This window comes from Xylanibacter sp. (assembly GCF_057607445.1).
Window position 1 is genome coordinate 1 of the sequence record NZ_DBLZAX010000016.1, and the last position, 12,387, is coordinate 12,387.

General features: G+C 44.7%; 10 protein-coding genes and 1 pseudogene. 4 read left to right on the plus strand and 7 right to left on the minus strand.

The features are described from left to right. Both ACZMIG_RS11810 and ACZMIG_RS11815 read left to right on the plus strand, forming a co-directional pair. Nucleotides 1–193 (plus strand): hypothetical protein (locus tag ACZMIG_RS11810; protein WP_487889606.1); only part of this gene is annotated, 193 nt, incomplete at its 5' end. Between the two features lie 449 nt (nt 194–642). After that, complete coding sequence (locus ACZMIG_RS11815) at nt 643–2,124, plus strand: endonuclease (protein ID WP_302024733.1); 1,482 nt, start codon at nt 643–645, stop codon at nt 2,122–2,124. 641 nt (nt 2,125–2,765) lie between these two features. Here ACZMIG_RS11815 and ACZMIG_RS11820 read toward each other — a convergent pair. The 5 genes from ACZMIG_RS11820 to ACZMIG_RS11840 form a co-directional block, all read right to left on the minus strand. Beyond that, nucleotides 2,766–3,641 (minus strand): OmpA family protein, encoded by an 876-nt coding sequence (locus ACZMIG_RS11820; protein ID WP_021854543.1) that lies wholly within the window; start codon nt 3,639–3,641, stop codon nt 2,766–2,768. Nucleotides 3,642–3,890: 249 nt separating this feature from the next. After that, nucleotides 3,891–4,181, minus strand: a complete 291-nt coding sequence (locus ACZMIG_RS11825; protein ID WP_125104871.1) for a hypothetical protein — start codon at nt 4,179–4,181, stop codon at nt 3,891–3,893. Nucleotides 4,182–4,734: 553 nt separating this feature from the next. Beyond that, the gene (cdaA, locus tag ACZMIG_RS11830) at nt 4,735–5,505 is read right to left on the minus strand and encodes a diadenylate cyclase CdaA (protein ID WP_021854541.1); all 771 of its coding nucleotides are present in this window, start codon (nt 5,503–5,505) and stop codon (nt 4,735–4,737) included. Then, on the minus strand, nt 5,498–6,310 hold the full coding sequence (locus ACZMIG_RS11835; RefSeq protein WP_082335259.1) for a dihydropteroate synthase: 813 nt from the start codon (nt 6,308–6,310) through the stop codon (nt 5,498–5,500). Before ACZMIG_RS11835 ends, cdaA begins: the two co-directional genes overlap by 8 nt. 219 nt (nt 6,311–6,529) lie before the next feature. Further along, nucleotides 6,530–7,024, minus strand: a complete 495-nt coding sequence (locus tag ACZMIG_RS11840) for a pyridoxamine 5'-phosphate oxidase family protein (RefSeq protein ID WP_418874272.1) — start codon at nt 7,022–7,024, stop codon at nt 6,530–6,532. 183 nt (nt 7,025–7,207) lie between these two features. Between ACZMIG_RS11840 and ACZMIG_RS11845 the strand changes: the two genes are divergently transcribed. Then, nucleotides 7,208–8,506 carry a UDP-N-acetylmuramoyl-tripeptide--D-alanyl-D-alanine ligase gene (locus ACZMIG_RS11845; RefSeq protein ID WP_418874271.1) on the plus strand — a complete coding sequence of 433 codons (1,299 nt, stop codon included), beginning with the start codon at nt 7,208–7,210 and terminating at the stop codon, nt 8,504–8,506. 298 nt (nt 8,507–8,804) lie between these two features. On the opposite strand, the gene ACZMIG_RS11850 is transcribed toward ACZMIG_RS11845, so the two are convergent. Beyond that, nucleotides 8,805–10,568: a GNAT family N-acetyltransferase gene (locus ACZMIG_RS11850; RefSeq protein ID WP_487889607.1), complete on the minus strand. Its 1,764-nt coding sequence runs from the start codon at nt 10,566–10,568 to the stop codon at nt 8,805–8,807. A 452-nt stretch (nt 10,569–11,020) separates the two neighbouring features. Next, nucleotides 11,021–11,449: an HU family DNA-binding protein gene (locus ACZMIG_RS11855; protein WP_021854535.1), complete on the minus strand. Its 429-nt coding sequence runs from the start codon at nt 11,447–11,449 to the stop codon at nt 11,021–11,023. 460 nt (nt 11,450–11,909) lie between these two features. On the opposite strand from ACZMIG_RS11855, the pseudogene ACZMIG_RS11860 reads away from it, so the two are divergent. After that, nucleotides 11,910–12,179: pseudogene (locus tag ACZMIG_RS11860) on the plus strand (DUF234 domain-containing protein); the annotation flags it as partial. Between the last annotated feature and the right edge of the window lie 208 nt (nt 12,180–12,387).

The window sequence follows — 12,387 nt, forward strand, 5'->3', positions numbered from 1 at the left end:
AATAGGCAGACTTATGACACTGGAACGGGATATAAAACAGGCAGGGATGGATGAAAATTATACGCTAATGGCAAAAACCAAAGACCGATGGCAGAATTTAAAGGCAAAACTAAAATCAGGAAGCATAAAGATTGGCAAAAAGCGAAAACGCAAACAACACATTCAAGCAAAAAATCGGACAGGACAAAAGTAAAATATTGTATATATGATTTAAAATCCCATTCTGACTGAGAAAAATGCATGAAAGACAAACTTCTCCAAGAGGACAGGAATAAAAACCATTAAGAGCATTGCCACGAAAAAGGAGGAATCATGAAAATAATATTAAAGTGTATGATGCAGCCAATCTGCCATTAGGATGCAGACGCATTAAATTCCGCAACCGGACAGACGTTCTCAGACGCCTTATTATTTTATCTTGAGAGTATAGCCGTCTGCTTTTCGTTGACATAGCCTTACATGATGGCGAAAAAGCAAACGGAAACACGGGCGAATACGAGACGACATATTTAGAATAATGAATAAAAATAGAGGAAAAGGTTGTATGATTAAAAAATATTTCGATACATTTGCAAAATTCATAATACAAGTATTTACAAACAGAAGATTTGTCTAAATTTAAAAACCTGCATTAAGAAAGACATGAGAAAATTTTTCATCGCGGCCATAACAACGGCCATGCTGACGGCAACAGCCGCAATAGCACAGATTCCACAAAACTATTACAGTTCGCTGAAAGGCAAGAAGGGAGCCGAACTGAAAACGGCAGTGCATAACATAATAAAGAATGCCACTGTGCTAAAATACGGCTCAGGCTCAGGACGCACATGGGAAGGCTTCTACACGACAGACCGCCTGGACGACGGACAGGTGGTTGACCGCTACAGCAACGACAAAAGATACTTCGGCAACAAAGGTCAGGCTGTAAGCGGCATGAACATAGAGCACTCTTTCCCGAAAAGCTGGTGGGGCGGAAGCGAAAACCAGGCATACAAAGATCTGTATAACCTGATGCCGTCGGAACAGAAGATAAACTCGGCAAAATCGAACTACCCTATGGGAAAGGTTAACAACGCCAGCACCGACAACGGATGCACCAAGGTGGGCACGGGCAGCAACGGATATAAGCTGTGGGAGCCGGCAGACAAATGGAAAGGCGACTTTGCGCGAGGATATATGTATATGGCTACGGCATATCAGGACTTTACATGGTCGGGCACGCAGGCCCTGCAGATACTTCAGCAAGGAGACTACCCCACCCTGCGCGAATGGGCATACACCTTATATATAGAGTGGGCCAAGACCGACGGCGTTGACCAGACTGAAGTGGAGCGCAACAACGAAGTGTACAAGATTCAAGGCAACCGCAATCCGTTTGTAGACTTTCCAAACCTCATGGAATATATATGGGGCGACAGCATAGACTATGCCTTCGACCCGGAAAACACCGTGACGACATCTGAATATACGGACAATCCGGACGTTCCTACGGAAGAAACAATATATCAGGCAACATTCACATCAGAAACCGGCAACTTCACGGCAAAGAATATAAGCGAACCATACAGCGGATTTGAGGTGTGGATAAGAGACACGAAATATGGATGGAAAGGCACAGGATATGCCAACAACAGGGCATACGCGGCAGAAGCAACGCTGACTTCTCCTGAAATAGACCTTACAGGATTCAGCGAGGCAACACTGACATTTAACCATGCAATAAACTTCTGCAAGTCGCCCGAAAGCACATTCAGCGTAGAAGTAATATGCGACGGAACGACAAACACACTCGACGGAATAACATGGCCGGCAGGCAACAACTGGACGTTTATCGACTCGGGCGAGATATCGCTAAACAGCTATGCCGGAAAGAAAATCAGCATAGTGTTCCACTACAAGAGCAACGACTCGGAGGCCGGAACATGGGAAATAAAAAGAATGACGATAACAGGCAAAAGGACGACAACGGGAATAGACGGCACAACGGCTGACTGCATGCCGGACATGCAGAAGCCATACAAGGCATACACCGCTGACGGACAGAGAATAGCTTCGCCAAAAGACTATAAAGGAATAATGATTATCGTACAGGACGGAAAGACCTGGAAGGTGATGAACAGATAAGATTGAAGAAAAAGGCTAACGGCCTGCGCAGCGTTGACAGTATCTTTTGTCTACGCGTGCGCAGGCCGGAAGAACAATAACGGACATCTGAACAGAAGCCCGAAAAAGCATAACGACAAGGACAAGACAAAGCAGCAAGAAGAAAAGCACGAAAAAGTGTAAGGAAACTGATCCGATTTTATTTCAACCAGGCAAAACTAAACGCCAAAAGCGCAAATAGTGAAAGTAAAACTGCATGAATAAGTTTTAAATCATTAACCTATTGTTTTCACCCCGAAAACGGGCCACTTTTGAAGCAAAAACAGCCGCTTTTTTGAATGAAAACCAATGAGTTTTCAGCAACATCCGCACCACATACTCCAACGCAAGCAATAAACGGCAAGGAAAGAAATGAGAAACTTAACACGAAAACGGCAGCAAGAGCACAAAAATAGCATGAAAACATATTGAGATGATGCAGAGACACGTAGGCATACGACACAGCAATCCCCAAAAACAAAAACACATACTATAGGAAAAAGACAAAAGGCAGAAAGCCTAGGGCATTTATGAAAAGGATATAAAAAAGAAAAAGGCCGGACAAACGGCGCCTGCCGTATGTCCGACCTTATGATTATATTATCTAAGTTCTAATGTTCTGATTATTCAGCACTCTCGGGAGCCTTGTCGATAAGGTCCATGAACTGGTCGAGTTTCGGAGTGATGATAATCTGAGTGCGGCGGTTGCGCTGCTTGCCAACCTCAGTATCGTTAGATGTAACAGGGTTGAACTCGCCACGTCCACCAGCAGTTAGACGCTTAGGCTCTACGCCATACTGATTGATAAGAGCCTGAACAACGCTTGATGCACGGAGACAAGACAAATCCCAGTTGTTGCGGATGTTCTTCATCGCAGCTGAAGATGTGTTTACAGGCACGTTGTCGGTGTTACCCTCGATGAGCACATCATAGTCCTTATAGTCCTTGATGATCTTTGCAATCTTGCTCAAAGTCTCGGCAGCACGGTCGTTGATCTCGTAGCTTCCGCTCTTGTAGAGCATGTTGTCGGCAAGAGAGATGTAAACAACACCCTTGAGCACCTGAACGTCAACCTCTTTCAGCTCTTCCTTGCTGAGCGAGCGTGTAAGGTTATTTGTGAGGATAAGGTTCAGAGAGTCGCTCTTGCTCTTAACCTCAACGAGGTGACGGATGTACTGGTTTGACTCGTTGATCTGGTCAACCAGCTTAGAGATGTTCACAGTTGTCTGGTTGCTTGCAGTAAGGCTCTTGTCGAGCGAGCTCTGCAGTGCCTCGTATGCGCTCTTAGTCTGAGCAAGCTGCTCCTCAAGACTTGTAACGCGCACCTTGCTTGCAGCAAGTTCAGAGTTAGCGTCAGAGAGTTTGCCTTGTGTTTCCTGATATTTATTTGTCAGTTCCTTGTTCTCAAGCTGGCAGTTTTCCAAGTCCTTTTTACTTACGCAGCTGCTCACCATGAAGCATCCTGCAACCAATGATACAATCAATAAATTCTTCTTCATCATAAATTTTCGTTTATTTTTAGGTTATAATTTGTTGCAAATTTACGTATAAGACGGATAAGTTGCGCTAAAGTTGAATGTCATTAGCATTATTTAACGCCAATAAGCGTGTAAAGTAAACAACCGTTAAACCGAAACAGCCATAAGGCACATATAAATTCAATGCACTCCACAGCCTTTTTACATGCCATGAGGTGCATTGAAAATCAGTTATTTAATCTTTTCCGGCAAGCCTGCAGCTGCTGACTTTCAGCAATACTGAAACTGGTTGACAAGCGGACATTTGGCTATCGTCGTAGACAGCCGGATAACCCATGTTCCGTATATCTGCCTAATATTCTGAGGCAAAAGATTAGCATCTCTCAAACCGGCGAGCAGGAGCCTTAATGGCTTGCCCGGATTTGGAAGAGAATCGTCTAACAAACCGGCACGGGCCAACTCACGGTTGGCTTCCATGTCGTTAATTTCGTTCTTGCCTGCAAGCGACATATACTCGTCGAGACAAGTCTGAATAGCTGAGAAATTTTTAAAATCTATCATGATAACAAACTATAAATTGAGACTTCACAAATATAGTTCTTTATTTTCAGAAACAAAAATACGAGGCATTAAAAAAGCGTTACAATTTCATTTTTTAATTATTTTCAAGATAAAAATTACTTTTATTAACCAAATAAATAATATTTTATACTTTTTGTAATACATATTATTAAAAACTAAAACAATTTGTCATCAGAAAAGAAACAAAAAGAACATGAAGAATATATGGGAATAAAATCAGTTTCAATGTGAAACACGAAGAAAGCCGTCGGCATCAACAAGATAAAAGGAATAAAATAAAACAAAGCAAAATCAGCAGGCAAGATATGTTCTAAATGTTATATAAGCATATCGGTGTATTCTGCCGTCTTCTTGTTTTCTATTGTAGTATTGTTTGTCTTTCCATTAACAGTCCGCTATGACCAAGAAAACAAAAGCGGAAATACAATCAACATAAAACTACAGCCTGCTGAATACTGATTACGGCTGGAGTTAAATGAATCATGACGTCATGGCATGGATACCGGAAAGGCACAAGCCATGACGTCATGCATCAGAAGTCAAGTTCACGTGTAAGTATGCTCTCAAGCTGTTCGGCCGACAAGCGAAGGTGGAACTGTCCCTTTATGGCCACCGAAATGCGCCCGGTTTCTTCTGACACGACAATGGCTATGGCATCGCTGTCCTGCGATATGCCCATTGCAGCACGGTGGCGCAGTCCGAGTTCCTTCGGGATATCTATGCTGTGGCTCACTGGAAGGATACATCCCGCAGCCCTGATACGCTTCTTTGATATGACCATTGCACCGTCGTGCAGAGGCGAATTCTTGAAGAAGATGTTCTCTATAAGTCGCTGGTTTATGTTTGCGTCGATGATGTCGCCGGTTTCAACGATATCGTCGAGCGACGATATGCGCTCGATGACAATGAGCGCTCCGATGCGCGCCTTGCCCATGTTCATGCAGGCCATCACGACAGGCATTATCGACTCCATGTCCACCTTATCCTTATTGTCGCCCGAGACAAAGAGCCTTATTATTCCGTTCACGCGGCGGTGCGCACCAAGATTATACAAGAACTTGCGTATTTCTTCCTGAAACAATATTATTATGGCAATGACACCCACGCTTACCAGCTTGTCCATAATGCTTCCGAGCAGGCGCATCTCAAGAATCTGACTTACAAACAGCCAGACAACGATGAACACCATGATGCCGATAAACACGTTGAGCGAGCGCGACTCCTTCATCAGTCTGTAAATATAATACAGCATCAGGGCTACGCAAAATATATCGACAAAATCTTTTATGCCAAATTCAAACATACTTAAATACTTCTTTTACAATAGTAACAGCCTCAACACACGGCTTTACGTCGTGTACTCTCAGAATTGACGCACCCGAATTAATCATGGCAATGGTGTTGACAACTGATGTGCCGTTGAGCGAATGATCAGCATCAGTGCCGAGCAGGCGCGCAATCATCGACTTGCGCGACACGCCGACAAGCAGCGGAAGATTAAACTCGCGCAACTTTCCCAAAGAGGCAAGCAGTTCATAATTCTGCTCAAGCGTCTTGCCGAAGCCGAAGCCAGGGTCGAGAATCACGTCCTTAACACCAAGAGAATGGAGCGTCTGCACTTCATGAGCAAAAGCCTTCATCATGCTCATTATGTCGGGCTTGACCGACATGAGTATGTAAGGCACGCCAAGACGGGCCACCATCCTGAACATCTCTGGACACTCACATCCGCCTTCGCCGACCTCATCGCCTGCCGTATAAGCCTCGCTGCCGCCGAAAGCACCATTGACGTTGCCTTCAGATACATCATTTATTATGCCAGCCCCAAACTCTTCAACAGCCATGCGGGCCACTTCGGGTCTGAACGTGTCGACAGAAACGGGGGCATCGGGCTGCACGCTTCTTACGGCTTTCAATGCCATGCGCATGCGCTCCATTTCTTCTTCCTCAGTAACATGAGCCGCACCGGGACGCGTAGAGAAAGCCCCTACGTCGATAATCTTGCCGCCTTCGGCCATTATCTGGTCGGCCCTTGCAGCAATCTCAGCTTCAGTCTGCTTGCGGCTGCCGGCGTAAAAAGAATCGGGAGTGGCATTGAGAATGCCCATAACACAAGGCTCAGACAAATCAATCAGTTGCCCGTTAACGTTCAATATATATGGAATAAAGCTTTTCACAATATAAATTAAAGAATAAAATTAATCTCAACAGATGGCAAAAATACTCATAAATATTGAGACTCTTTATATTTTTGACGTTTTTTATAAAGAATAAAAACAAGTCGGAAAATATATTTATATCCAAGCCGCCTGATTTGGGCTTAAACCTCAATGAGCCGACGGAACAGCCTTACACTTGCCGCTGAACTCAATTATGTCAAGACGTATTATGCCTACACGATGAAACGATTTTTCAGCGGCCTTCATTCCAGCTTCTTTATATTCAGGCGCCAACTTGTCTATCAGCAGTTGCAGCGCGTGCCTCTTTTCTTCATCATCAAGCGCCGTTACAGCGTGACATTTCATCACCACACTTTCATATTCGGTAGTGAAGCGAGACGGCAACAGATTTGTATGGCCAACTATGCAGAACGACGCATCCTGATTGTACACCAAGGCCCTGAGTTTCTTTCCTTCAGGAGCGCAATGTATATAAAGACTGTGTTCGCCGTCCCAAACATAATTCAGCGGCAGACCATAGGCTCCACCGTCAGCATCTACCATGGACAACACTCCATATTCGCTGTCTCTAATAAGCTGCAAGGCACGCTCTTCGTTGAGCAGGCGGTCCTGGCGGCGCACCGTTTCGTTTACGTATTTCATTTTATTCAAAAAGTTTCAGATTAGCATTTATAACAATATATCTTTTATTTCATCAATAATTTTTTCTGTATCAACAGAATCACAAAGGTAAGAAAATATGTGCAGAACAGATTATTATTTGGCCGCAAAATTGTCATGGTACGATTTTTTGATGTACTTTTGCACCCAATAAAACTATCACACATGGACATATCAGAATTATACAGAATCTTCACCGAGCATCCGCAGGTTACCACCGACAGCCGCGACTGCCCCAAAGGTTCTATTTTCTTTGCGCTGAAAGGCGAATCGTTCAACGGCAACGCCTTTGCAGCCAAGGCTCTCGAACAGGGCTGCTCGTATGCCGTTATCGACGAAAAAGAGTTTGCCGTTGAAGGCGACAACAGGTATATCCTTACCGAAGACTGTCTGACCACGCTGCAGCAGCTGGCCAACTACCACCGCCGCAAACTTGGAACTAAAATCATTGGAATAACCGGCACCAACGGCAAGACCACGACAAAGGAACTCGTGGCAACCGTATTGGCCGAAAAATATAACGTGCTCTACACTCAGGGCAACTTCAACAACCACATCGGTGTGCCCAAGACGCTGCTGCGACTCACGGCCGAAAACGATATTGCCGTGATAGAGATGGGAGCCAACCATCCGGGCGAAATCAAGACTTTGGTCAACATCGTCGAGCCTGACTACGGCATAATAACCAACGTGGGAAAGGCTCACCTTAAAGGTTTCGGCTCGTTTGAAGGTGTGATACGCACCAAGGGAGAACTCTACGACTATCTGCGCGAGCACAACGGCAAAGTGTTTATACACAACGACAACGAACATCTGCTGAAGATTTCAAGCGGACTGAGCCTTATAAAATACGGCACCATGGACAGCGATGAACTTAGCGTATGCGGAGAGTTTCTGTCATGCGACCCGTTCCTCAACTTCAGATGGCGCCACGGCAAAGCCCAGTGGAACGAGGTAAGGACACACATGATTGGCAGCTACAACATATACAACATGCTCGCTGCGGCATGTATAGGTCTTTATTTCGACGTTACAGAGGAGCAGATATGCCATGCTCTTGCCAACTACGTGCCTACCAACAACCGCTCGGAACTGGAGGTTACGGCAAGCAACAAACTGATTATCGACGCATACAACGCCAACCCGACAAGCATGGAGGCCGCACTGAAGAACTTCAAAGAGATTAAGGCCGACCACAAGATGGCCATAATAGGCGCAATGAAGGAGCTTGGCGAAGTGAGCGACGAGGAACATCAAAAGGTTGCAGACATGCTGAAAGCCTTAGATATCGAGCAGGTGTGGCTCGTTGGCGATGAGTTTAAATCTACAGACTGTACATTCCGCAAGTTCCACGATGTTGAGGAGGTTAAACAAGCCATTAACGAAAACAAGCCCGAAGGCTTCTGCATACTCATCAAAGGCAGCAACTCAACAAAACTGTACGAACTGAAAACGAAACTCTAAGAAATTAAAAGATAAAAGTGAAAAGTGAAGAATCCATTAGCCATTGTATTAAAGCAAGATAGCTAATGGATTTTTCACTTTTATCTTTTCACTTTTAACCCAAATCTGGCATTAGTATTCGGCTGGGATTTTTGCTTTATATTGAGCGGATTTTCGTTAGATTTTTCGCAGGCATAGCGGGCTATGTCAAGAAAAAGCGAACAAAAAGACGCCAATAGAAACAAAAATACGGACTGAAAGCATGAATGCACGAAATAGATAAAGCTATATGCGGTCTAATGACTGATTTGGGTTTAACTTAATTCAGCATCAGGTTCATTTCCGCCCCTACGCCATCAAACAGAAATTCTGCCAGGCCGTTTATTGTCAGCTTCAAGGCATCGGCGTAAGGTTCATCCGTCTGACGCACCTTTCCGTTCTTTATTACATAGTAGGCATTATTCATCGGAATGTCGGCATCACCTTCAACCCTCAGCACCATATCTTTGTCAGGATTCAGTTCGGCATACAATTCCAGAGCCTTCTTGGCGTTTATCACGCGCAACATGGCCTGAATGTTTTTGGCCTGCGGACGATATTCATCACCTGCCAGGCGTATGTCTTCGCGTATAACCTCATAGCCATCTTCATCATGCAGAAGCACACAACGCTTTGCGCGCTGAATGCGGTCGAACTCTTCAAACGACGTAGCCATGGTATCTGCCGGCGGAGGCGTGCATGTCATCACGCGGGCATAGCCGCACTTCTCATACCATTCATATAGCCAGTCTTCGGCAGGAATAAGAGAAGCAAACACTATTTCCCTGTAATATACACGGAAATGGGCCTGCCGCATCAGGTTGTTGCCTATGTCCTGACGGCGATATTCCGGCCGTGTGCTCACTCCGCTTACATATACAGTCTTCACCTCACGTCCGTCATAAATCATGGTGTAAGGCAATGTCTGCAGCGCAGCCACCACCTTTCCATCTATCTGGCAGCACACGTTATACTCGCTGCGGTAGACACGCGAGAAATAAAGGTTGATAAACTTGTCTGGATCGTTGAACACCTGTTTCCATATCTCGCGCGTTTCTTCCTTTATGCGGTCTTGGTCTTCAAATGCCGCCAGCGGATGTTTCTCCATTATCACGTTCTTCTCAAGCAGTATGTCGGGCTTATACGACAGTTTGGCGCGCCGCAGTCCTTCGTCGCCCATATCTTCCTCACGGTTGATGTAATAATACTGCTCGGGCAGATGCTTCACAAACTCCTGGTTTATTATCGTGAACGCTCCTTCATAGTTTACGTCGGCCTTCTCAACACACACGTCAAACGTACACTGGTTTATCGGGCAGCCGAAGGTGAAGGCTACAAGTTTGTCGCCTACAAATATTGTTCCGCCCACAAGTCCCAGCCTATCCCATCGGTTAAACGCACGCGTCATTGAGCGCAGTTCCTCTGAAAGGTCTTCATCGGGCACATCTCCGTTGTCGTCTTTCGACGTGCGGCGCCACTGCCGTTCCAGTTCGAGGCATTGCGGAATAAGTTCCGGCGTAAGCTCGCGGTATCTGTAGTCAGGATAAAGGTTCTTAAACTTGTTTATGTGGTTGCGCTTGCTCTGCAGTTTCTTTCCCGAAAGATTTATCAGTTTGTCGCGAGTGTAGATATAGTCGCTGAAGTCGCGGTCGGGCTTTATGTCGAACGTGTCGGGAAAATGCTCCTCAATGATGTCGCGCATATAGTTGCATACGCCAAGCATCAGGAACGGATGCCCCATGGCTATCGAGTCGTCGCGTATGGCACGTATCACGCTAACCGAACATTCGTCACACGGCTCCACCTTAAACGTACCGTCTTCTTGCCGCTTCGGCCGCGGCACAGGCATCATGTAGGCCAGATGATGTCCCATGTAGAAACGGAACACAAGATAGTCGTCAACTATCGCAAACTGTGTGTTGTAAAGAAAGCGCCAGCTTATCAGGTTCGAGAACGACAGGTCGCAGTTTTGTCTTTCGCCCCAAAGCGTAAAACTCTGTATCAGTTCCTTGTCGTCTTCTGTTATATCCTTAAACTTTATCATAAAAATTGTCTGTGTTTCAATTGGCAAATTTATAAAAAATAGATGTAAACAACATCAATGCACCGATAAAAAATTCAGGCGCACAAACTGCCCGTGGCTGCCAAGGCAGGAGATAAATGTCTGACTGTCATAAGATATACTTCACGACATGCTTCCGTTTTATTAACAAAGTTGACAGACATCGGCCAGCTTAAATCTGCATGACCAATGCCCGTCAACGTTACAAAACCCAAATCATCATCAGACCGCATATAGTTTTGTCCATTTTATGTATTTCTGCCTCCATCCGTTTTTTCAGTCTTTTCGTTTACACAGACCACTATGCCTACGAAAAATCAAACAAAAATCGGCTCTATACAAGGCAGAAATACAGGCAGAATCATAACTCCAGATTTGGGTTAACACAATGAAAGTAAGCTTCTTAATGTTTATGGCAGCTTCACTCTACTGCATTACGGCATCTCTACTTCGCTGCCCTCGCCTACCGTATATTGTGAGAACTGCTTGGTCTTTGCCTCGCGTGTCAGCACTGATGAGCGGAACACTCCTGTTGAGCGTGCCCTCAGGCGGACGCTGTCGATGTTGGCTGAGGCGGTGAACTCTTCGGGACTGTTTGCCGGCAATGTTCTCAGACCTGCCGAGAATATGGCCAAGTCGTCCAGCTTAACGTTCTTGCCGTCCATCACAAGTTCCTTGATACATGCTATCATGTCTTTCAGCACTCCGTGGATAACACCGGCTGAGAACGGCGAACTGTGTGATGACATATGAGCCGCCAGCTTCTCTGTATCGTAAGTTTCCTCGCACACCGCGCGTGCATACCATTTACCGTTTGTGTTACTGTTTGAATTGCGGTTCTGATAAAGTTTATACCTAATCATGTTTCTTTCCTTTCTTTTTAGTTGTTGTACATTATTTGTTTATTATCTCTCATGCCTTCCAGAACTGCCGCTACGTTCATTTCCGCCTGCCGGCTGTGGCTTTAATGTCCGTGTCGCCTTGTTCCTTTCGACATTGCAAAGATACAACAACCAATTTCGCGTTTGCAGATTACTGCAGGTTACGAAAGGTTTAAGAGGATTGTTGGTTGTAAAGGATAAGAAAACATGGAAATGTTTATAAAAAACTGACGTTCATACTAAGAATTTTCGATTTTCAGCTAATACCTATTATAAATATTTCAGCCGTCCGCCTACTCGTAATACGACACGCCACTTGCTATACTTTCACAAAGTTATAAAGCTGAATAACATCATTACAGGAAAATACGCTATATTTGCAGTAGCGAAACAACCATTTCGGAAACGGCTGTTTCGGAAGTTGAAACAAAAGGAATAAAGAATGCTCAAACGCTATTTCGGACACATGCTGATTGAATGTCAAACCTATACACGGATTGGCGGATGGTGGGACCGTAAAGGTGAAAATGAAATTGACATTGTGGCCGAGAACGAGCTGAACAATGAAGCTACGTTTTTCGAGGTAAAACGTAAAGCCGCAAATATTGACATAGAGGTGCTGAAACAAAAAGCAGCAGCTTTTCTGCGTGCCACTGGCGAGTTCAAAGGGTATAACATATCCTACAAGGCACTGTCAATGGAGGATATGTAATATAAAGCATGAAATCCTTCAGATTTCATCGTAATCATAAATCTGTTTTGTAACAATCTCCACTGCCGTAGCTAATCAGCTTAAAGCTTTACGGTAATTACAGAAATGCTGTATCCTATATACTTTTTCTTCATTCATTGTTTAACTTTTTAGGCAAATTTGATTGTTTTGACAAATATATCAATATCATGCGCACAAAACATTATAT